The sequence below is a fragment of the Pseudonocardia nematodicida genome (genome assembly GCF_040105385.1).
GTDB classification, from domain to species: domain Bacteria; phylum Actinomycetota; class Actinomycetes; order Mycobacteriales; family Pseudonocardiaceae; genus Pseudonocardia; species Pseudonocardia nematodicida.
Genome location: NZ_JBEDNQ010000012.1, coordinates 59,996 through 81,190, shown reverse-complemented (window position 1 = coordinate 81,190; position 21,195 = coordinate 59,996). Strand labels below are relative to the sequence as shown.

At 72.7% G+C, this 21,195-nt stretch carries 18 protein-coding genes; 6 read left to right on the top strand and 12 right to left on the bottom strand.

The annotated features are described in order from the left end of the window. Positions 1-14: 14 nt before the first annotated feature. The 8 genes from WIS52_RS25535 to WIS52_RS25500 all read right to left on the bottom strand — a co-directional run bounded on the left by WIS52_RS25535 (position 15) and on the right by WIS52_RS25500 (position 10,370). Positions 15-926, bottom strand: a complete 912-nt coding sequence (locus WIS52_RS25535) for a PaaX family transcriptional regulator (protein WP_349300926.1) — start codon at positions 924-926, stop codon at positions 15-17. Positions 927-967: 41 nt separating this feature from the next. After that, positions 968-1,861 carry a formylglycine-generating enzyme family protein gene (locus WIS52_RS25530; RefSeq protein ID WP_349300925.1) on the bottom strand — a complete coding sequence of 298 codons (894 nt, stop codon included), beginning with the start codon at positions 1,859-1,861 and terminating at the stop codon, positions 968-970. 98 nt (positions 1,862-1,959) lie between these two features. Further along, positions 1,960-3,414, bottom strand: coding sequence for a sulfatase family protein (locus WIS52_RS25525; RefSeq protein WP_349300924.1), 1,455 nt, complete (start codon positions 3,412-3,414; stop codon positions 1,960-1,962). After that, on the bottom strand, positions 3,411-4,937 hold the full coding sequence (locus WIS52_RS25520) for an arylsulfatase (RefSeq protein WP_349300923.1): 1,527 nt from the start codon (positions 4,935-4,937) through the stop codon (positions 3,411-3,413). The genes WIS52_RS25525 and WIS52_RS25520 overlap by 4 nt, the downstream gene beginning before the upstream one ends. 4 nt (positions 4,938-4,941) lie before the next feature. Further along, positions 4,942-6,972 (bottom strand): ABC transporter ATP-binding protein, encoded by a 2,031-nt coding sequence (locus WIS52_RS25515; protein WP_349300922.1) that lies wholly within the window; start codon positions 6,970-6,972, stop codon positions 4,942-4,944. Beyond that, positions 6,969-7,853 carry an ABC transporter permease gene (locus WIS52_RS25510; RefSeq protein WP_349300921.1) on the bottom strand — a complete coding sequence of 295 codons (885 nt, stop codon included), beginning with the start codon at positions 7,851-7,853 and terminating at the stop codon, positions 6,969-6,971. The genes WIS52_RS25515 and WIS52_RS25510 overlap by 4 nt, the downstream gene beginning before the upstream one ends. Before the next feature lie 3 nt (positions 7,854-7,856). Further along, positions 7,857-8,804 carry an ABC transporter permease gene (locus WIS52_RS25505; RefSeq protein WP_349300920.1) on the bottom strand — a complete coding sequence of 316 codons (948 nt, stop codon included), beginning with the start codon at positions 8,802-8,804 and terminating at the stop codon, positions 7,857-7,859. A gap of 3 nt (positions 8,805-8,807) precedes the next feature. After that, on the bottom strand, positions 8,808-10,370 hold the full coding sequence (locus WIS52_RS25500; RefSeq protein WP_349300919.1) for an ABC transporter substrate-binding protein: 1,563 nt from the start codon (positions 10,368-10,370) through the stop codon (positions 8,808-8,810). Between the two features lie 207 nt (positions 10,371-10,577). Here WIS52_RS25500 and WIS52_RS25495 point away from each other — a divergent pair, with 207 nt between their 5' ends. Genes WIS52_RS25495 through WIS52_RS25485 form a run of 3 tightly spaced genes read left to right on the top strand, consistent with a single transcriptional unit; the run spans position 10,578 to position 14,620 of the window. Beyond that, on the top strand, positions 10,578-11,744 hold the full coding sequence (locus WIS52_RS25495) for an ROK family transcriptional regulator (protein ID WP_349300918.1): 1,167 nt from the start codon (positions 10,578-10,580) through the stop codon (positions 11,742-11,744). Then, positions 11,741-13,108 (top strand): sulfatase family protein, encoded by a 1,368-nt coding sequence (locus WIS52_RS25490; RefSeq protein WP_349300917.1) that lies wholly within the window; start codon positions 11,741-11,743, stop codon positions 13,106-13,108. Before WIS52_RS25495 ends, WIS52_RS25490 begins: the two co-directional genes overlap by 4 nt. Before the next feature lie 36 nt (positions 13,109-13,144). Next, complete coding sequence (locus WIS52_RS25485; RefSeq protein ID WP_349300916.1) at positions 13,145-14,620, top strand: sulfatase family protein; 1,476 nt, start codon at positions 13,145-13,147, stop codon at positions 14,618-14,620. Positions 14,621-14,633: 13 nt separating this feature from the next. Here the strand turns inward: WIS52_RS25485 and WIS52_RS25480 are convergent, their stop codons facing one another. The 4 genes from WIS52_RS25480 to WIS52_RS25465 all read right to left on the bottom strand — a co-directional run bounded on the left by WIS52_RS25480 (position 14,634) and on the right by WIS52_RS25465 (position 18,641). Then, the gene (locus WIS52_RS25480; RefSeq protein ID WP_349301114.1) at positions 14,634-15,374 is read right to left on the bottom strand and encodes a MerR family transcriptional regulator; all 741 of its coding nucleotides are present in this window, start codon (positions 15,372-15,374) and stop codon (positions 14,634-14,636) included. A gap of 155 nt (positions 15,375-15,529) precedes the next feature. After that, the gene (locus tag WIS52_RS25475) at positions 15,530-16,894 is read right to left on the bottom strand and encodes a spinster family MFS transporter (protein ID WP_349300915.1); all 1,365 of its coding nucleotides are present in this window, start codon (positions 16,892-16,894) and stop codon (positions 15,530-15,532) included. Positions 16,895-16,964: 70 nt separating this feature from the next. Next, complete coding sequence (locus WIS52_RS25470) at positions 16,965-17,732, bottom strand: MerR family transcriptional regulator (protein ID WP_349300914.1); 768 nt, start codon at positions 17,730-17,732, stop codon at positions 16,965-16,967. 216 nt (positions 17,733-17,948) lie between these two features. Beyond that, positions 17,949-18,641, bottom strand: coding sequence for a DUF899 domain-containing protein (locus WIS52_RS25465; RefSeq protein ID WP_349300913.1), 693 nt, complete (start codon positions 18,639-18,641; stop codon positions 17,949-17,951). 169 nt (positions 18,642-18,810) lie between these two features. On the opposite strand from WIS52_RS25465, the gene WIS52_RS25460 reads away from it, so the two are divergent. The 3 genes from WIS52_RS25460 (at position 18,811) to WIS52_RS25450 (ending at position 21,174) form a co-directional block, all read left to right on the top strand. Then, positions 18,811-19,314, top strand: a complete 504-nt coding sequence (locus WIS52_RS25460) for an MFS transporter (protein WP_349300912.1) — start codon at positions 18,811-18,813, stop codon at positions 19,312-19,314. Continuing rightward, entirely contained in the window at positions 19,239-20,273 is a 1,035-nt protein-coding gene (locus WIS52_RS25455; protein ID WP_349300911.1) for a uroporphyrinogen decarboxylase/cobalamine-independent methonine synthase family protein, read from the top strand. The genes WIS52_RS25460 and WIS52_RS25455 overlap by 76 nt, the downstream gene beginning before the upstream one ends. Positions 20,274-20,349: 76 nt before the next feature. Continuing rightward, the gene (locus tag WIS52_RS25450; protein ID WP_349300910.1) at positions 20,350-21,174 is read left to right on the top strand and encodes a PaaX family transcriptional regulator; all 825 of its coding nucleotides are present in this window, start codon (positions 20,350-20,352) and stop codon (positions 21,172-21,174) included. Positions 21,175-21,195 lie beyond the last annotated feature (21 nt).

The following is a 21,195-nucleotide window of genomic DNA, read 5'->3' as shown; positions in this document are numbered from 1 at the left end:
AGCGTGTGCGATCGTCAGCAGAGCGTGAGAGCCGTCCGGGAGGTGTGGTGGGAGACGGTCGCGCCGAGGTCGTCGTCGTGGGCCGCCAGCAGCGAGCGGACGTGGCCCTCCGCCGCCGGGCCCAGGGCGTCGTAGATCCGGGTGAAGCGGTCGTGCGCCTCGGCCAGCGGCCAGTCGTCGGGCAGCAGCGCGCGGGGCAGCTCCGGGTCCGCGGCCGGGAACTCGCGCCAGGTGTCCATCAGGACGGTCCGGGCGAGGAACGCCTCCCGGGGCCCGAGGCGGGCCAGCACGGCGGGGTCGTCGAGCGGTGCGAAGGTCGCGGCGAACCGGGAGTACCGGTCGTGGATGTCGGTGAGATCCCAGGCCCGGGCCGGGTTGCCGGTGGGGAAGTGCGTCGAGGAGTGTCCGACGACGACCGACGCGGTGGTCACCTCGAGCTCGGCGAGCAGGGCCGCGGCCTGGCCGTCCCGCACGCCCGGGGCGACCCAGACGCCGTCGAACATGGGCGCGAAGCCCTCCCACCCCAGGCGGACCCGGAGCGCGGAGCGGACCGCGCGGTCGGACTCGGGGACCGAGAACAGGACGATCGTCCAGGTGCCGTCCCAGGTCTCGTCCCGGTCGCCGAAGGTGAAGATCCGCCGGGTGCCGTCCTGCAGGGTGCGCAGGGCGGAGTCGCTCAGCGCGTACGTCGTGCGCCGGCCCTGCCGGCCGGTGTCGAGCAGCCCGCGGCGCGACATCCGGCTCAGCGCCGCACGGGTGTTCGCCTCCGACATCCCGAACTCGCCCAGCAGGCCGACCAGGACGCCGGACGGGGCCGGGTGGGCGTGCGGGAACCAGTAGTCGCCGAGCACGGTGAGGAGCAGGTGCTGCGGGCCGGACTCCGTCGCCGACGCGGTCAGCGACCCGGCGATCTCCAGGGGTGGCACCGGACGAGCATAGGTCGGCCCCGGGGGACCGGCGCCGGTGCTCAGAGGTCGGCGACGGTGCGGAAGCCGGTGTTGCCGCTGGAGCTGTCCGGGGTGTTGGCGGTGCGGGCCGCGACCCGGTAGCGGTTGCAGTAGGAGTCGTGGCAGAGGTAGGAGCCGCCGCGCATGCTGCGGTTCGCGCGGGCCGGGTCGAACCAGTCGGCGCACCACTCCCACACGTTGCCCGAGACGTCGTGGAGCCCGTACCCGTTGGCGGGGAAGCTGCCGACGGGTGCGGTGCCGGCGTACCCGTCCTCGGCGGTGTTGCGCACCGGGAAGCTGCCCTGCCAGATGTTGCAGCGGTGCTCGCCGTCCGGGGTGAGCTCGTCGCCCCAGGGGTAGCGGGCCTGGTCGAGGCCGCCGCGGGCGGCGTACTCCCACTCGGCCTCGGTGGGCAGCCGCCGGCCGGCCCACCGGCAGTAGGCCTCGGCGTCGTTCCAGGACACGTGGACGACGGGGTGGTCCCACCGGTCGTCGAGGTCGCTGCCGGGCCCCTCGGGACGGGACCAGGTCACGTCCTGGACGCCGCACCACCAGGGCGCCTGCTGGGGCCGCGGCGCTCCGCGCCGCAGTACGGCCGGCAGGAACGCGGCGAAGACGTAGCTCCACCCGAACCGCTCCGCGTCGGTGCGGTAGCCGGTGGCCTCGACGAACCGGGCGAAGCGGGTGTTCGTGACGGCGCAGGCGTCGATCGCGAACGGCTCGACCGTCACCTCGCGGACCGGGCCCTCGTGGTCGGCCGGGAACCCGTCGGCGTCGTCGGTGCCCATCCGGAACGTCCCACCAGGCAGCGTGACGAGCCCTCCACCGGGCTCGGGGTCGACCGGTCCGGGCGGGACGGCCGTCGCGGCGTCGTCCGGGAGAGGTGACCGCCCGGGCGGGCAGCAGCCGGGCATCTCGATGGCTCCTTCGGTGACGGGCGGGCATGCCGGGGCGCCTCCGACACTAGGCGTGCGGGACGCCGGGCAGTCAGCGGGTGAGCACGAACATCGGTTCACGCACCGACCGCGGTGACGCCGGTGACGCCCCCGGGCGCCGGCTGGCTCGGGTGCGCGACGTCGCCGAGCCGGTGCTGCTCCCGCCACAGTGCGATCTTCAGCCGGTCCCGTACCTCGGCGTAGGCCGGATCGTCGTGGACGTTGCGCAGCTCCTGCGGGTCGGTCTCCAGGTCGAACAGCTCCCACTCGCCGGGGTAGCGGAACGGTCCGGTCCCGGCGATCCCGAGCCCGTCGTTGTAGTAGTAGATGATCTTGTAGCGGGAGTCCCGGTACCCGTAGTGCGCCGGGGCGTGGTGGAAGACGTCGTCGTGCTCCCAGTACCGGTAGTACATGCCCTCGGCGGGCGGGGGCGCGGGTGCCTCGCCGGAGAGGTCGTTCCAGAAGCTGCGGCCCTGCATCCGCTCGTGCGGCGCGACGCCGGCGGCCTCGAGGATCGTCTGCGCGAAGTCAACGTTGGTCACGATGCCGTCGTGTACCCCGCCGGCCGGAACGCGGGCCGGGTAGCTGAGCAGCATCGGCATCCGCAGCGACTCCTCGTACATGAAGCGCTTGTCGAACCAGCCGTGGTCGCCCAGGAAGAAGCCCTGGTCGGAGGCGTACATCAGCAGCGTGTCGTCGTGCTCGCCGCGGGCCTTCAGGAAGTCGATCACCCGGCCGACGTTCTCGTCGACGCTGTGCACGCAGGCCAGGTAGTCCTCCATGAACCGCTGGTACTTCCAGACGGCCAGCTGCTCGTAGCTCAGCCCTTCCGGCGGACCGACCTTGAGGTCCTCGGTGTTGAGGTTGTCCGCCAGCCGCATCAGCGCACGCCGGGCCGACGAGCTGCGGGTGGACAGGTCGTCGTGGAAGGTGTCCGGCAGCGGGACGGGGGCGCGGTAGAGCTCCGCGTGCTCGGGCTTCGGCTCCCACGGCCGGTGCGGGGCCTTGTGGTAGATCAGCACGCACCACGGGTCGTCGCCGGGCAGCGACTCGACCCACTCGCACGCGAGGTCGGTGATGATGTCGGTGGCGTAGCCCTCGACCGTGCGCAGGCCCTCGGGGGAGAGGAACCGCGGGTTCCAGTACTCGCCCTGCTCGATGACCACGTCCCAGTAGTCGAAGTTCTGCGGGTCGTGGCCGTCGCCGTCGCCCATGTGCCACTTGCCGATCATCGCGGTGCGGTAGCCCGCGTCCCGCAGCGCGGAGACGAAGGTCGGCTGGCTCGCGTCGATCGGGGTGACGAGAGTGGACACCCCGTTCACGTGGCTGTACGTGCCGGTCAGGATGCTGGCCCGGCTCGGCGAGCACAGCGCGTTGGTCGCGAAGCAGTGGTCGAACCGGACGCCGTCGCGGCCGATCTCGTCGATCCGCGGGGTGCTGTTCACCAGCGACCCGTACGCACCGATGGAGTGCGAGGCGTGGTCGTCGGTGAGGATCATGACGACGTTCGGTCGCCGGGCGGTCGTGCTCATCGGTCCTTCCGGGGGGTGGAGAGGGGCCAGGGCAGGACGCCGGCGCCGCCGGCCCAGTCCTGCCAGCGTGCGGCGAGCCGGGCGACGTCGTCCGGCCGGTCGGCGGCGAGGTCGTGCAGCTCCGAGCGGTCGTGGTCCAGGTCGTAGAGCTCCCAGTCCCCGCCCGCGAGGCGGACCAGCTTCAGCGCACCGACCCGGATCGCGCCGTTGCCGATGTGCTCCCAGCACAACGCCCGGTCCGCGGGCGGCTCGCCGCCCCGCCAGGTGTCCAGCATCGACACCCCGCGGGACTCGACCGGCTCCGCGCCGGCGGCCTCGGCGAGTGTCGGCGCGACGTCGACGAGCTGGAACGGCGCGCCGCGGACGGTGCCGTCGGCGAGGTCGCCGCCCGGCCAGTGCACGATCATCGGGGTGGCGATGCCGCCCTCGTGCACCCAGCGCTTGTAGTGCCGGAACGGGGTGTTGGACAGGTTCGCCCAGGCCCGGCGGTAGCTGGCGAAGGTGTCGGCCGGGCCCGGCACGATCGCCGGCTCGTTGCCGAGCTGCATCGGCCGCCCGTCCGGGGTGTGCGACGGCTGTCGCGTCCGGAAGTGCGGTGCGTCCGGCGGCGGCAGCTCCTCGGCACAGCCGCCGTTGTCGGCGAGGAACACGATCAGCGTGTTCTCCAGCCGGCCGGACTCCCGCAGCGCGCTCACGACCCGCCCGATGCCGGCGTCCATGATCTCGACCTGGGCGGCGTAGACGGCCATCCGCCGGGCCTGCCACTCCTTGTCGCCCGTGTCGTCCCAGGCCTGTTCGCGCGGGTCCCGCGGGCTGAGCGGCGCCTCGTCGCCGAGCAGGCCGGCGGCCCGCAGCCGGGTCAGCCGACGCTCGCGCAGCGCGTCCCACCCGGCGAGGTAGCGCTCCTCGTACCGCCGGACGACCTCCTCGGGGGCGTGCAGCGGCCAGTGCGGTGCGGTGTAGGCCAGGTAGAGGAGGAACGGGTCGTCGCCGGCGGTCCGGACGAACTCCGCGGCGTGGTCGCTCACCGCATCCGTGACGTAGTAGCCCTCGCCCGGGATCTCCTGGCGTTGCTCGCCGTGGAACAGCCCGCGCGGGTGGAAGTAGTCGTCGGCGCCGCCGAGGATGCCGTAGAACTCGTCGAACCCGCGCCGGGTCGGCCAGGTGTCGTTCGGCGTCGCGGTGTCGGCCGAGAGATGCCACTTGCCGGACAGACAGGTGCGGTACCCGGTCGCCGCCAGGTGCTCGGCGATCGTCGGCACCGCCGGGTCCAGCGAACCGGGGTAGCCGTGCGGGCGCTGGTCGTCGGTCAGGATCCCGATCCCGGTCCCGTGCGGGTCCCGGCCGGTCAGCAGGCTGGCGCGGGACGGGCTGCACCGGGCGGTGTTGTAGAACGACGACATGCGCACGCCGTCCCGCGCCAGCGCGTCCAGGTGCGGGGTGTCGATCTCCCCGCCGTAGCAGCCGAGGTCGGAGTAGCCGAGGTCGTCGGCCAGGACGACGAGGATGTCGGGTCTGGTCACCGGCTCACAGCTCCCCGGGGTAGTGGCAGGCGGCGAGCTGCCCGGCGGGGGTGACGCCGAGCTCGGGGGTGGTCCGCGAGCAGATCTCCCGGCCGGAGCGGTGCAGCGGCCCGATCGGGCAGCGGGTCCGGAACGCGCACCCGCTGGGCGGGTTCGCCGGGCTCGGCATGTCCCCGAACAGCACGATGCGCTCGCGGTCCCGGGCGCCGGTCTCCGGCTCCGGGGTCGAGGACAGCAGCGCCCGGGTGTAGGGGTGCTGCGGGGAGCCGTAGACCTGTTCGGCCGGGCCGGTCTCGACGATCCGGCCCAGGTACATGACCGCGACCCGGTCCGACAGGTGCCGCACGACGCCGAGGTCGTGCGCGATGAACAGGTAGCCCAGCCCGAGGTCGTTGCGCAGGTCCTCGAGCAGGTTGATGATCTGCGCCTGGATCGAGACGTCGAGTGCGGACACCGGCTCGTCGCAGATCAGCATCTTCGGCTCGGCGGCGAGCGCGCGGGCGATGCCGACGCGCTGGCGCTGCCCGCCGGAGAAGGCGAACGGGTAGCGGTCGAGATGCCCGCGGTTGAGCCCGACCCGGTCCATCAGCTCGGCGGCCCGGGTGCGGGCGGCCTGCCCGGTGACACCGGCGACGCCGAGGGCCTCGGTCAGGGACTGGCCGATCGTGCGCCGCGGGTTGAGTGAGGCATAGGGGTCCTGGAAGACGTACTGGACGGTGGAGGTGACCTGGGCCAGTGCCGCGCGGTCCATCGCGGTGACGTCCCGGCCGTCGACGACGACCCGTCCCGAGGCGGGCCGGTTGATGCCGACGATCGTGCGGGACAGGGTGGACTTCCCGCAGCCCGACTCGCCGACCAGCCCGAGCGTCTCGCCGGGGGCGACCTGCAGCGAGATCCCGTTGACGGCGTACACCGGCGGGGTGCGGCCGAACAGCCCGCGCGAGCGGGAACCCACGTCGGTGACCAGGTCGGTCACCTCGAGGATCGGGGTGCTGCTGGCCGGGACGGACCGCGACCGCACGGTCGGCGTGGGCAGCACCGTGACGGTGCCGCCGCGCTCGCTGACCCAGCAGGCGGCGACCCGGCCGTCGCCCCGCGCGGAGAGCTCGGGACGCTCGGCGGCGCACACGTCCTGGGCCACCGCGCACCGGGGATGGAAGGCGCAGCCGGTGGGGAGCCGGGCCGGGTCCGGCGGTGCGCCGGGGATCGCCGGGAGCGCCTCGGTGCCGGCGTCGGCGCGCGGGACCGCGTTGAGCAGGGCGTGTGTGTAGGGGTGCCGCGTCGCGGCGAAGACCTCGGCGACCGGGCCGGACTCGACGACCCGCCCGCCGTACATCACCAGCATCCGGTCGCACAGCTCGGCGACCACGCCCATGTCGTGGGTGATCATCACGATCGCGATGCCGAGGTCGCGGCGCAGCTCGACGAGCAGCTCCAGGATCTGCGCCTGGATGGTGACGTCGAGGGCGGTGGTGGGCTCGTCGGCGATGAGCAGGCGGGGCTTGTTGGCGAGGGCGATCGCGATGACCACCCGCTGGCGCATGCCGCCGGAGAACTCGTGCGGGTAGAGGTCGATGGTGCGCTCGACGTCCGGGATGCCGACCTGGGCCAGCAGCTCGGCGGCCCGGGCGCGCGCGGTCTCCTTGGCGACCCCGTGCACCAGCAGCGCCTCGGCGATCTGGTCGCCGACCCGCATCACCGGGTTGAGCGCGGCCTGCGGGTCCTGGAAGACCATGGCCATCTCCTGGCCGCGGACCGCGCACATCGCGAGCTCGCCGAGCGGCAGCAGGTCGCGTCCGGCGAGCTCGACGGTGCCGGAGTCGATCCGTCCGGGGGAGCGGAGCATGCCCATGATCGCCCGGGCGGTCACCGACTTACCCGAGCCGGACTCGCCGACGATGCCGAGGATCTCGCCCTCGCGCAGCTGCCAGGACACGTCGTTCACCGCGCGGACGACGCCGCGGTCGGTGGGGAAGGCGACGGTCAGGCCACGGACGTCGATCAGGGTCCGGGTCGCGGTGGGGGTGCTGGTCACTTGCGGTTCACCGCCTCGTTCAGGGCGTCGGTCAGCAGGCTGAACGCGAGCGCCAGCAGGAGCAGGACCACGATCGGCCCGATGATGTAGGTGGGGGCCTGCTCGACGTAGCGCATGCCCAGGTTGAGCAGCGAGCCGAGCGAGGGCTCCGGGGGCTGGATGCCCAGGCCGACGATGGACAGGCCGGCTTCGAGGAACACCGCCTGCACGATGAACACCGATCCCTGGACCAGGATCGGGTCCAGCGTGTTGGGCAGGATGTGCCGGACCATGATCCGCCAGCGGCCGATCCCGAGGGTGCGGGCGGCCAGCACGTACTCGCGGTTCTGCTGGGTCAGCAGGACCTGGCGGGCCAGCCGGCCGAACGTCGGCAGTCCGATCAGGACGATCGAGATCACCAGGCCCCAGAACCCGGTGCCGACCACGAGCACGACCGAGATACCCAGGATCAGGCCCGGGAACCCGACGATGATGTCGAGCATCCGCTGCACGAGCGTCCCGAGCCAGCCGGCGACGGCGCCGAGCAGGCCGAGGATCGTGCCGATCACCATCGCGGCCGGGACCGCGTAGAGGACCAGGGCCAGGTCGGTGCGCAGCCCGTAGATGCTGCGCACGAAGATGTCGCGGCCCAGCTCGTCGGTGCCGAACGGGTGCGCGAGCGAGACCGGGAGCAGCGCGTCCGGGGTCTGCTCGTCGTAGCCGCCGGGGAACAGCACCGGAGCCAGTCCGGCGAGCAGCGCCAGGCCCAGGACGAGGACGGCGGCGACCATCCCGCGGGGGGTGCGGAACGCCTGCAGGTAGCGCGCGCCCGGGATACGGCGGCGACCGGTGTCCGGCTCCTCGGCGCTCAGGACGGGGGTGGTGGGGTCCGTGGTCGTCATCGGTCAGCCTCCCAGCCGGACGCGGGGGTCGAGGGCGGCCAGGACGATCTCGGACAGCAGCTGCATCACGACCGCGATGAGCACCGCCCCGAGGATCAGGGCCTGGACCACGAGGTAGTCGCGGGACTGGACCGCCGTCACCGCGAGCGTGCCGAGCCCGTTCCGGGCGAAGATCGCCTCGACGACGATCGCGCCCCCGAGCAGGTCGCCGATGCGCAGTCCGATGACCACCACGACGGTGCCGAAGCTGTTGCGCAGCACGTGCTTGCGGGTGACCCGGCTGGGCCGGGCGCCCTTGGCCCTGGCCAGGTCGACGAAGTCCTCGCCGCGGGCGGTCAGCATCGAGGTCTGCAGCAGCCGGGCCACGACCGCGGCCTGCGGCAGGGCGAGTGCGACCGCCGGCAGGATCAGGTACTGGATGCCGAGCTCGGGGTCGTCGAACAGCGCGATCTCGCCGCTGACCGGCAGCAGCGGGATCGCCAGGCCGAGCAGCAGGATGAGCAGCAGACCGGTCAGGAACGGCGGGATCGCCAGGAACACGGTGTTGAACCCGTCGATCACCGAGCGGGCCGCCGTGGAGCGCGGCGAACCGCCGAGCACGCCGAGCACCAGCCCGACGACGATCATGATGATCGTCGCGAGCACGGCCAGCTCGACGGTGCTCTCCAGCCGGCCGCCGATCAGCTCGGTGACCGGGCGGCCGAGGATGTAAGACTGCCCGAGGTCGCCCCGGAACACCCCGCCCATCCAGATCAGGTACTGCTGCCACAACGGCTGGTCGAGGCCGAGCTCGGCTCGGATGCCCTCGACGAGCTCGGGGGTGGCGTCCGGTCCGGCGAGCTCGACGGCCGCGTCCCCCGGCGCCAGCCGGGGCAGGACGAACGCGATCACCGAGCTGACGAACGCGACCAGCAGGAACGACGGCATCTTGCCGATCAGGAAGCGGATCATCACTCAGCCCGTCACGTAGGCGTTCTCGAGCAGCGTGACGCCCCGCATGGTGACGCCGACGTCGCCGGTCTTGTTGGTGGCGACCAGGATCTCCGGGGCCTGCACCACCGGGTGCAGGAAGGCCTGGTCGATCAGGTACTCGCCGAGTGCGGCGACCGCGGCGTCCGCCTCCGGTGAGCCGGGGGTCGCCGTCCGCAGCGCCGCCTTGAGCGACTCGAACTCCGGGCTGTCGACCTTGGAGGGGTTCCCGTCGCGCAGTACCGGGATCGAGTCGATGATCGTCGACGGGGCGAGGGTGATCTGCGAGTGCAGCGAGATCCACGCCGCGCCGAGCTCACCCTGGTTCTGCCCGGTCTGGAAGGTCGGCTGGTCCAGCGTCACGCCGACCGGGTCGAGCCCGATCGCCCGGAGGTTGTTGGCGACGACCTCGAAGATCGCCCGCACGGTCGGGTTGGCGCCGTAGGAGATCGGGACCCGGGCGCCCTCGGCACCGGCCTCGCGGATCATCTCGCGGGCCCGGTCCGGGTCGTAGTCGTAGTGGTCGACCTGGGCCTGCGGCACGCCCTCGGCGCCGACCGGGAACGGCAGCGAGGAGACCGCGCCGGTCCCCGCGAAGATCTGGTCGCGGATCCGCTGGCGGTCCAGCGCGTAGCCGACGGCCTGCCGGACCCGCTCGTCGTCGAACGGGGCGACCGTGGTGTCCAGGCCCAGCGGGTACACCGTGCCGCCTGCGTCGATGATCGTGTACCGGTCGTCGCCGAAGTAGGGGCGCGCGTCGGAGGGGGTCAGTCCCCAGGCCAGCTGGGCCCGGCCGCTGCGCAGCGCGGAGAGCAGGGCGGTCGCGTCGGCGGTGACCACGAACTCGATGCGCTGCAGCTGGACCGCGTCCCGGTTCCAGTAGCCGTCGTAGCGCTCCAGGGTGAAGCCCGCGCCCGGCTGCCAGTGGGTGAACCGGAACGGACCGGTGCCGTTGAGCTCCGAACCGTCGGCGACCTGGTCGTAGGTCGCCGGGTCGACGATCGGGGTCTGGTTCAGGTAGTCGAACAGCGCGTCGCCGAGCGGCGCGTCCGCGGTCACCGTCAGGTGGGTCGGGTCCTCGACGACGATCGAGGTGAACGCCCGCGGGACGTTGCCGAGGTTCGAGCCGGCCTCCTTGCCGGCCGTCGTCTCGAACGTGAACTTCACGTCGTCGGCGGTGAAGGGCCGGCCGTCGTGGAAGGTGACCCCCTCGCGGAGCGCGATCCGGACCGTGCGGCCGTCCGGGGAGATGTCGACGCTCGTGGCGAGCACGGGCTCGACGGCGCGGGTCGTCGCGTCGAGGCGGACCAGCGGCTGGAAGACGTTCTCCACCCACGGGTTGTTGCGCGCCAGGGTCTGGAACAGCCCGGCCGGGCGGGCGTCGAGCGCGATCGCATAGGTGAGGGTGCCGCCCTCGATGCGTTCACCCTGGGTGTTCTGCAGGTTCCGCGCCGAGGTGCAGGCACCGGCGGTCGCCACGAGGGCGACGATCGCGACGATCAGCCGCCACCGGACGGCGGGTCGGCGCGATCGTGGACGGGCTGGCATGAGGCTCCTCGTCGTTGAGGTCGAGGTGGTGGGGAGACTTTCTGCGAGCTGGAAAGTAATCCCGCCGTTCGAGTCGAGTCAAGGTCGACTCCGCCACGGAATCGAGCAAGAGAGTGCTTCTGTACTGCGTGGATGTTTTTTCTTGCTGTGAAGTATCCGGCTGCTAAGGTCCACTCGTCGCTACGGTGCGAACGGAAGGAGCCGGGCTTGGCCACGCTGAGTCGCGATCTGGAACGCGGGTCCTACGAGGCGGTCCTGCTGCGCACCCTCCGCGAGTCCGGACCGGCCTCGCGCACCCGGATCGGTGAGATCACCGGGCTCTCGGCGGCCACGATCAGCAAGGCCGTGTCGGCGATGGTCGACAAGGGCCTGCTGCGCGAGGGCGCCGTCGCCGAGCCGCGGATGGGCCGGCCGGCGGTCACCCTCGTCCCGGCCCCGGAGGCAGTGACCGTCTGTGGCGTCCAGATCGAGTACGGGACCATCCGGCTCGGCCTGACCGACGCCGAGTCCCGGATCCGCACCCTGCGTACCGCGCCGTTCGACGTGACCGCGCCCCCGTCGGAGGTCCTCGACCTGGTGGCCACCGAGGTCCGGCGGCTGGTCGACGCGGACACCGGCGCCCCGTGCGTCGGCGTCGCGGTCGGGATCCCCGGGGCGGTCGACGAGAACCGGCGGATCAACCGGCTGACGATCAACCTCGGCTGGCGGGACGTGCCGGTGGCCGAGCACCTGGAGCGGCTGCTCGGGGTCCCGGTCGTCGTCGACCACCACGTCCGGCTGATGGCGCTGGCCGAGGCACGCCTCGACGACCGGGTGCGCAGCGGGATCGCCTACCTGTACGTGCGGCGCGGGGTCGGCCTGGGCGTCGCGCCGGCCGGGCGCGGGCGCTACGCCGTCGGGCCCGCGGGGGAGGCGTACCTCGGGCACACCCGGGTCGTCGAGGACGGCGAGCTGTGCCGGTGCGGCGCCCGCGGCTGCCTGGAGACCGTCGTCGCCGAGCCGTACCTGCGCGCCCGCCTGGAACGCGCCGGCCACGCGGACGTGCTGCGTGCCGACCGGCCGGTGCTGGAGGGCCTGCGCCGGCTCGCAGCCCAGGGCGACCCGGCCGCGGTGGAGATCGAGACCGACGTCGTGCGGAACCTCGCCGGCGCGCTCGCCACCGTCGTCAATCTCTTCACGCCGGACCTCGTCCTCGTCGGCGGGATGGTCGCCGAGGCTCCGGAGGCGACCATCACCCGCATGCGGGAGCTCATCCGGGAGCGGATCTTCCCGCTGTTGCGCGAGGACTTCCGGCTCGAACCCGCACATCGCAGCGAGGAGGCCAGCGTCCGCGGCGCGGCCACCCTGGCACTGGAGGTCTCACACTTCTCATGAGCACGCCGGCCCAGCGACCGAACATCCTGCTGATCACCGTCGACGACATGGACGCGCGCAGCCCGGGACGGTTCGGCGGCCCACCGGGCCTCACACCGCACATCGACACGCTGGCCGACTCCGGAACCCGCTTCACCGATGCGCACGTCGTGGCCGCGGTCTGCCAGCCGAGCCGGTCGGCGATCATGACCGGGCGCTACCCGCATGCGAACGGTGCGGAGGGCTTCGAACCGATCCACGACGGTGTCCCTGTCCTGACCGACGGGCTGCGTGCCGCCGGGTACGCGCTGGGCATCCTGGGCAAGGTCACCCACCTCGCCCCGGTCGAGCGGTTCGGCTGGGACCACCAGCGGGACATGGACGACCTGGGGAAGGGCCGGGACCCGCAGCGCTACCGCGACTCGGCGGTCGAGTTCCTGACCGGCGCCGTCGCCGCGGACCGGCCGTGGTTCCTCATGGCCAACATGCACGACCCGCACCGCCCGTTCCACGGCAGCGCCGCGGAGACCGAGAAGTTCGGCGGAGCGGTCGGCACCCAGTACCCGGCCCCGGACGTGGTCCCGGCCCCCGGCGAGTACCCGGTACCCGGTTTCCTGCCCGACATCGACGGTGTCCGCACCGAGTACGCCCAGTACCTCGCCTCGGTGCGCCGCTGCGACCAGGTCGTCGGCGCCGTGCTGGACGCGGTGCGCGAGTCCGGCGGCACCCGCGACACGGTGATCGCGTTCCTGTCCGACAACGGGATGGCGTTCCCGTTCGCCAAGGCGAACTGCTACCTGCAGAGCACCCGGACCCCGTTCGTCCTGGTCTGGCCCGGCGTCACCACGGCCGGCACGGTGCAGGACACCGCCCGGATCACGATGCTCGACCTGGTGCCGACCTTCTGCGACGCGGCCGGGATCGCCGTGCCCGAGGGGGCCACGGGTGCGAGCCTTCGCTCCGCCGTGATGGGGGAGCGGACGCCGGACGAGACCGCGTTCACCGTCTTCCACGAGACCTCCGCCAAGGGGCGCTACGAGATGCGCTGCGCCCAGGACTCCTCCTTCGGCTACCTCTGGAACGCCTGGTCCGACGGCGAGCGCGAGTACCGCGCGGAGAACATGGACGGGCTGTCCTGGCCCGCGATGCAGGACTCCGACGACCCCGAGGTCGTCCGCCGTCGCGAGTTCTACCTGCGCCGCGCCCCCGAGGAGCTCTACGACCTGCGCGCCGACCCGCACTCGCTGACCGACCTCGCGGCCGACCCGGCGTACCGGACGGTGCTCGAGGACTACCGGTCGCGGATGCGTTCCTGGATGGCACGCGACGGCGACCCGCTGCACGAGCGCTTCGTCCGCGAGGTGAGCGGCGTCCCGGCCGCCTGACCCGCCTGCATTTCCCGTACGTCCCGAGGAGTTCCGTTGTCCGCGAGCCGCATCCCGGCCCGTCCCACCGCACAGCCCGACGACCGCCCGAACGTCGTGCTGATCATGACCGACCAGCAGCGCTTCGACACGATCGCCGCGCTCGGCCACGACCACGTCGACACCCCGCACCTGGACCGGCTCGTCGCCGAGGGGGTGTCGTTCACCCGCACGTACGTGACCTCGCCGTCCTGCGCGCCGTCGCGGGCCAGCCTGTTCTCCGGGCTCTACCCGCACACCACCGGGGTGCTGCGCAACGACGAACCGTGGCACCACTCGTGGGTCGAGCAGCTGGCCGACGCCGGGTACCGCTGCGCGAACGTCGGCAAGATGCACACCTATCCCTACGAGGCCTCGGTCGGTTTCCACGAGCGGCACGTCGTCGAGAACAAGGACCGGGACACCCCGAGGCTGCCGTTCTACCTCGACACCTGGGACAAGGCGCTGTGGGCCCGCGGGGTCCGCAAGCCGAGCCGGGTGACCTACGCCGAGCGCGACGACTACGCCGACCGGCTCGGCGCCTTCGAGTGGGAGCCCCCGGCCGACCTGCACGCCGACGTGTTCGTCGGCGGGCTCGCGTCGATGTGGCTGGACCGCTGGCGTGGTGACGGGCCGTTCTTCCTGCAGGTCGGGTTCCCCGGGCCGCACCCGCCCTACGACCCGACCCCGGAGGCGCTCGACCCGTACCGGGACCGCGAGGTCCCGATGCCGCACCACACTCCAGAGGACATCGCCGCGCAGCCGCACGCGCTGCAGCGGCTGCGCGAGCAGCACCTGACCGTCGACCACGACGCGGTCGTGCACCGCATCGACACCACGCCCGAGCAGGAGGCCCGCCGGCGCCGGCACTACGCCGCGAACGTCACGATGATCGACGAGCAGGTCGGTGCGATCGTCGAGGCCCTCGGGCGCCGGGGCGTGCTGGACCGCACGCTGATCGTGTTCACCTCCGACCACGGCGACTGCCTGGGCGATCACGGCCACAGTCAGAAGTGGACGATGTACGAGCCCAGCGTGCACGTGCCGCTGATCGTGTGGGGCCCGGGCGCCGGGGTGACGGCCGCCGGGGTGCGGCGGGACGGGCTCACCTCCCTGATGGACGTCGGGCCGACGATCCTGGAGACGGCGGGGTGCGTGCCTCCGCAGTGGATGGAGGCCGAGTCGCTGGTCCCCGCGCTGCGCGAGGGCGACTGGCCGGGCCGCGAGCTGGTCTTCTCCGAGCACGCGCGGGACCGCATCCTGTCCGGCACCGCGTTGATGACGATGGTCTGCGACGGGCGGTGGAAGCTCGTCGAGTACCTCGACCCCGACGAGGGTCAGCTGTTCGACCTCGACGCGGACCCGCACGAGGAGCACGACCTGTTCGACGACCCGGCGCACCGCGCGACCCGCGACGAGCTACTGCTCCGGATCGCCCGGTGGCGGGCGCACAGCGAGATGGCGACCGCGTCGTGGGCGGCGCCGTTCCGCTGAACCCGGCGCGGGCTCAGTCCTCCGCCGGCTCCTCCTGCTCGGCCATCATCTTCCCGACCCGCTGCAAGACGTCGAGCTGGGCCGGGTTGTACAGGTCCTGCATGGCCCTGGCCATCGTCGTCGCCGCGAAGCGGGACCGTCTCGGGCTCTCCGTCCCGGTGTCCTGCAGGCCGGGGTGCTCGTCGTTGATCCGTCGGACGAAGGGCGCCATGCGCTCGGCGAGGTCCTGGCGGGTGGCCTCGTCGGCGTCGGCCGGCAGCTCGTCGAGCTCCTGGTCGGTGGGGTCCGACGGCATGTTCTGCAGCATGTCCGCATAGGCCTTCAGCCGCTCGGGGCCGACCACACGGCTCATCACGACGACGAGCGAGCGGTCGGTCTCGGACATCTCCGCGTCGGCGGCCGGCGCGAGCTCGCTGGGCAGATCGGTCGGGACGGACTCGCGGAGGATCAGGCCGAGCTCGACCCGGGCCCGCTGCAGGCGTTCGATGGTCGCGGCCAGTTCGGCGTCGAGGGCGCGCAAGGCTTCCTCCGGGTGGTCGTCGTCGTCGCCCATGGCGGCGATCTGGGACAGCGAGAACCCGAGGTCGGTCAGCCGCTTGATCCGCAGCACGCGCACGAGGTGGGCGACGCCGTACTGTTTGTAGCCGTTGGAGCGCCGCTCGGGCTCCTCCAGCAGGCCCACCTCGTGGTAGTGCCGCACCGCCCGCAGGCTCGTACCCGCCAGTTCGGCGATCTCACGGGTGCTCCAGGCCACGACCGTCACCTCGTCTCGACTCACCGGCGCACCTCGCGCCGGCGGGGACCACCTCACACCGTGCCGTCACGGCATGGTCAAGCCCGGGTGCGACGTGTGTCGGATTCGGACGCCGGCGACGGTCGGGATGTTCCCGCCGACCGTCCGGGCCGGGGTCAGCCCGCGACCGTCGCCGCCCGCATCCGCTCCCGGTCCCCGCCCACCGTCCCGGCGGCGAGGAACAGCCCGACGGCGGTGATCGCCATCGAGATCGGGACGATCACGGCCAGCGCCTGCCGCAGGCCCTCCGCGGCCGCCTCCGCCTGCCCGGCGCCCGCGGCCAGCGCGGCCGCGGCGAAGGAGTCCGACAGCGCACCGGCGATCACCGGGCCGATCGCGCCGCCGAGCAGGTAGAAGGCCGCGAAGAAGACCGCCGTCGCGGTCGCCCGCAGACGCGGCGGGACGACGTCGGCGACCGCCGGGTAGGCCGCGGTGTAGTAGAGGTACTGCAGCAGCCACCCGACACCGAAGAGCAGCACGAAGGTCCCGGTCGCCTCCGGGCCGACGGTGAGGGCCAGCAGGGTGAGCGGCACCGAGACCAGCGTGGCCACGGCGCCGACGAGCACGCGTGCGCCGGGGGACCGGCGCGCGGCCCGGTCCGAGAGCCGGCCCCCGACGACGAGCCCGACCAGCCCGGTCACCCCCACGACGACCCCGGTCAGCACCGCGGCGCCGGTGAGGGAGGCGCCGAAGTAGCGCTGGAACAGCGGCACGGTGAAGGTGTTCACCGAGTAGGCGGCGAGGTTGGCGCCGATTCCCGCGACGATGAGCCACCACATCGTCGGCACCGCCACGACGCGGCGGAACGGCCGGTCGACGCGCTCCTGCCCGGCCGGCGCGCTCCCGGTGGCCGCCGGCTCGGACGCGCCGCGGCGCGGTTCGCGGACCCGGAAGAAGCCGATCGCGATCAGCAGGCCGGGGATCGCGGCCAGCACGAACGGCGCCCGCCACGAGTCGAACGCCTCCGCGACGGCGCCCACCGAGAAGTAGGCGAGGATGAGGCCGACGGGCAGGCCCAGCTGGAACAGCCCGAACGCCCGTGCCCGCCGCTCGGCCGGGTAGAGGTCGGCGATCGTCGAGTTGGCCGCCGGCGCGTAGCTCGCCTCGCCGACCCCGACGCCGATCCGCAGCAGGAGCAGCGACCAGTAGTTCCAGGCGGCGCCACTGGCCGCGGTCAGGATGCTCCAGGCGACGATGCCCCAGCCCATGATCCGTGCCCGGGACCAGCGGTCGGCGAGCCGGCCCAGCGGCAGCCCGCACAGCGCGTACACCACGGTGAACGCCGCCGCGAGGATCCCGATCTGCAGGTCGGAGAGTGCGAACTCGACCTTGATGGGTTCGGCCAGGATCGCCGGGATCGCCCGGTCGTAGAAGTTGAAGGTGTTCGCCGCGAACAGCAGGAGCAGGACGCGGCCGGCGTTGGAGGCCTGTGCCCCCTGGCCGGTGGGAAGGAAGCCGTCGCGCTGGTGTCCGGTCGTCATCGAGCCCCCCGGCTGCCGCCGACCGCCTCGTCGCGGTCGGAGGACACACTGCCGGATCAGGACGATTCCGTCACGGCTCCCCGGTGGCCTTCTGCTCCCCGGCGGCCTTCTCCTGGAGCCGGAGCAGCGTCCCGACCCGCTTCAGGACGTCGAGCTGCGCCGGGTTGTAGAGCTCCGCCATCGCGGTCTGCACGGTCTGCACCGCGAACCGCTCGCCGCGCGGGGCGCCGGTGTGCAGCGCGATCGCGTCGGGGTGGGCCTCGAACAGCGCGGCGGTGTGCGGTGCCATGCGTTCGGCGAGGTCCTGGCGGGTGGCCTCGTCGGCGTCGGCGGGGAGCGTGTCCAGCTCCCGGTCGGTCGGGTTGCGCGGCGTCTCGCGCAGCATCGTCGCCAGCGCCTCGATCCGGTCCGGTCCCACCACCCGGCTCATGACGGTGACCAGCGACCGGTCGGCATCGGACATCTCCGGGTCGGCCGCGGTCGCCGGGGCGAGCTCGCTGGGCAGGTCGGCCGGCACTGACCGGCGCAGGATGACCCCGAGCTCGACCCGGGCCCGCTGCAGTCGCTCGATGGTCGCGGCCAGCTCGGCGTCGAGCGTGCGCAGAGCGTCCTCCGGGTGCTCGTCGTCGTCGCCCATCGCCTCGATCTGGGACAGCGAGAACCCGAGGTCGGTCAGCCGCTTGATCCGCAGCACGCGCACGAGGTGGGCGACGCCGTACTGTTTGTAGCCGTTGGAGCGCCGCTCGGGCTCCTCCAGCAGGCCCACCTCGTGGTAGTGCCGCACCGCCCGCAGGCTCGTACCTGCGAGTTCGGCGATCTCACGGGTGCTCCAGGCCACGACCGTCACCTCGTCTCGACTCACCGGTGCGCCTGACACCGGCACCGACCACCTCCCACCGTGCCGTACCGGCATGGTCGAGCCCAGCTGCGACGCGCGTTCCGTCGCACCGTCGATGGCGCACGTCATACGCGGTCGACGGCTCCGGGGTCCGCGAACGAGGTCCGCGAACGAGGTCGGCGCCGCTGCCGGCGCCCGCTCGCGGCGCGGGCGGGGTCAGGCCTGCGGGTCCCCGTACAGCTCGGCGATCTTCTCCGACCCCTGCCACCGGCTGTAGGTCGGCGACTGCGGCCAGCCCTCCGGCGAGTCCTGCCACTCCTCCTGGCGCCCGTAGGGCAGCAGGTCGAGCAGCGCGAAGCCGTAGGAGAGCTGCTCGGTGCCCCGCCCGTCGGTGTGCCAGGTGCGGTACACGGTGTCGCCGTCGCGCAGGAACACGTTGACGGCGAACCCGCCGCCGGGCGGTGCTCCGACGTCGGTGCCGAACGAGCTGTTCGCGGTCGAGTACCAGGTCATCGCGTTGCCGACCCGGCGCTTGTAGGCCAGCGCCTCGTCGATCGGGCCCTGGGTGACGATCACGAACCGGGCGTCGAAGTCGTCCAGCAGGTCCAGCCGGGCGAACTGGCTGGTGAACCCGGTGCAGCCCGGGCACTGCCAGGTCTCGCCGGGGAACCACATGTGGTTGTAGACGATCAGCTGCGGCCGGCCGTCGAACACGTCGGCGAGCCGGACCGGGCCGTCCTCACCCTCCAGGACGTAGTCGGGCATCTCGACCATCGGCAGCCGGCGCCGCTGCGCCGCGATCGCGTCGAGCTCGCGGGTCGCGGCCTTCTCCCGGGCGCGCAGCTCGTCGAGCTCGCGCTGCCAGGTCGCGGCGTCGGTGACGGGCGGCAGGGCGGTGGTGGTGGGCATGGCGTCTCCCTCGGTCGCGTCTGCTGCGTACGCAGGGGGGACCACCGCCCGCCGCCGGACTCATCGGTGTCTCAGAGATCGAGGCGCAGTTCCGCTCCGGCGCCGCGGGAGACGCACACGCACATCCGGTCGCCGCAGTCGCGCTCGTCGTCGGTGAGGAAGCTGTCCGGTGGTCGACGGCCCCGCCGAGCACCCCGGTGACACACGTGCCGCAGAGTTCGACACCGCCGGCCGCTGCGTGCGGAACCCGCACGGCTTCCGGATCCGCGGCCGGCAGCGCCGTCCCGTCCGCACCCAGCGGCGCGGCCTGTTCTCGCTGTTCGGGATCACCGTGGGCTTCGCGGTCTGCTCCTACACCGTGCTCGCGTTCGTGGTCAGCTACCTGACCGCGGTGCTCGAGTACCCGCCGGGCGTCGCCTTCCCGGCGATCCTGCTCGCCACCTTCCTCGGCTCGGTCAGCATCCCGCTGTTCGGCCACCTGTCCGACCGGATCGGGCGGCGGCCGGTCATCCTGGCCGGCTCGGTCGGCACCGCGGTCGTCGCCTATCCCGCGTACCTGCTGCTGGGCACCGGCAACCGGGCGTCATCCAGGAGCGCGTGCGCGGTGCCGTCGCCGACATCGTCGCCCGCCAGCGCGAGCACGGGATCGACGTCGTCACCGACGGTGAGATGAGCAAGCCCGGCTTCTTCGCCTACGTCCGTGAGCGGCTGGGCGGGCTGGAGGTGAAGCCGGGTGCCGGGTTCCCGTTCACCTTCGAGGCGGAGGAGAAGGCCTTCCCGGAGTACTACGAGCGCTACTTCGCCGAGGCGATGATCGGCGGGACGGTCGCCCCGCTGGAACCGCTGGTGTGCACCGGCCCGCTGACCTACCAGGGCGAGGACGCGCTGCGCCGGGACCTGGACAACCTCGCCGCCGCGTGCGACGCGGCCGGGGTGGACCGGTCCTCGGCGTTCCTGCCCTCGATCGCGCCGAGCGGGGTCGGGGTCAACGAGCACTACGGCAGCGAGGAGGAGTACTTCTTCGCCGTCGCCGAGGCGATGGCGACGGAGTACCGGGCGATCGTCGACGCCGGGTTCCAGCTGCAGGTCGACGACCCGTTCCTCACCGAGATCTTCTCCTTCACCGACATGTCGTCGACCGACCGCCGGCGCCGCGGCGAGATGTACGTCGAGGCGATCAACCACGGTCTGCGCGGCATCGACCCGGAGCGGGTCCGGTTCCACACCTGCTACTCGATCAACGAGGGACCGCGGGTCTTCGACGTCCCGTTCGCCGACACCGTCGACCTGGTCCTGCGGGTGAACGCGCGGGTCTACTCGTTCGAGGCGGCGAACCCGCGGCACGAGCACGAGTACCACCTGTGGGAGGACGTGGCGCTGCCCGAGGGCAAGGTCCTCATGCCGGGGATGATCACGCACGCGTCCAACATCGTCGAGCACCCGGAGCTGATCGCGGAGCGCCTCGAGCGCTACGCCCGGCTGGTCGGCCGGGAGAACGTCGTCGCCGGTGCCGACTGCGGGTTCTCCTCGCAGGCGACCTACCGTCCCGAGGTCGACCCGCGGGTCATGTGGGCCAAGTTCGACGCGCTCGCCGAGGGCGCCCGGATCGCCTCCGACCGGTTGTGGACCTGACGGCGATCCGGGACGATCCCGCGACGGCCGTCCGGATTCCGACCACCGACCAGGGGCGGCCCGTGGAGGTGGAGCGGTGAAGGCGCGGTCGCTGGTCTTCGACCTGTTCGGTGACCACCTGCGGTACCGGGGCGGCGAGGTGCGGTTGCGGGCCCTGGTGTCGCTGATGGGCTGCTTCGACGTGTCCGAGGCGACGGTCCGGGTGGTCGCCGCCCGGCTGCGCAAGGAGGGCTGGCTGTCGAGTCGCCGCGAGGGGCGGGAGACGGTCTACGCCCTCACTCCCACCGCGTGGGCGCTGCTCGACGAGGGCCGCGAGCGGATCTTCGACCGGGTCCGGGTCCCGTGGGACGGGCAGTGGCACATGGTCCTCTACTCGGTCCCGGAGTCGGAGCGGGCGCTGCGCGAGCAGCTGCGCAAGAAGCTCGCCTGGTTCGGCTTCGGGCCGCTGAACTCGTCGGTCTGGCTCAGCCCGCACGACCGTGCCGGCCTGGTCCGCCGGGCCTTCGCCGACGAGCCGGCGGCCCGGCTCGACGTGTTCCGCTCCCGGTCCGAGAACCCGGCGCACGACCGGGACGTCGCCGCCCGGTCCTGGGACCTCGGCGAGCTCGACCGGGACTACGCCGGGTGGCTCTCGACCTACCGGCCCCGGCTGGCCGCCTACCGGTCCGGTGCCTACGAGGGCGTGGCGGCGCTGCGGGAGCGGATGACGCTCGTGCACGACTACCGGCGCTTCCCGTTCCGGGACCCGGACCTGCCGCCGGAGCTGCTGCCGGAGGGCTGGCACGGGCGGGTCGCGCACGAGGTGTTCCTCGAGGCGCACTCGCTGCTGCGGGCACCGGCCGAGGCGTGCGTGGACGAGCTGACCGGGTCGGCCGCGGCGCCGGAGGAGCAGGCCGGCTGACGTCGTAGATACGTTTTCTGG

Coding starts and splice junctions, on each gene's coding strand:
- WIS52_RS25530 (WP_349300925.1), bottom strand. CDS start 1,861: ATGCCCGGCTGCTGCCCGCCCGGGCGGTCACCTCTCCCGGACGACGCC.
- WIS52_RS25525 (WP_349300924.1), bottom strand. CDS start 3,414: ATGAGCACGACCGCCCGGCGACCGAACGTCGTCATGATCCTCACCGAC.
- WIS52_RS25510 (WP_349300921.1), bottom strand. CDS start 7,853: ATGACGACCACGGACCCCACCACCCCCGTCCTGAGCGCCGAGGAGCCG.
- WIS52_RS25505 (WP_349300920.1), bottom strand. CDS start 8,804: ATGATCCGCTTCCTGATCGGCAAGATGCCGTCGTTCCTGCTGGTCGCG.
- WIS52_RS25500 (WP_349300919.1), bottom strand. CDS start 10,370: ATGCCAGCCCGTCCACGATCGCGCCGACCCGCCGTCCGGTGGCGGCTG.
- WIS52_RS25490 (WP_349300917.1), top strand. CDS start 11,741: ATGAGCACGCCGGCCCAGCGACCGAACATCCTGCTGATCACCGTCGAC.
- WIS52_RS25475 (WP_349300915.1), bottom strand. CDS start 16,894: ATGACGACCGGACACCAGCGCGACGGCTTCCTTCCCACCGGCCAGGGG.
- WIS52_RS25465 (WP_349300913.1), bottom strand. CDS start 18,641: ATGCCCACCACCACCGCCCTGCCGCCCGTCACCGACGCCGCGACCTGG.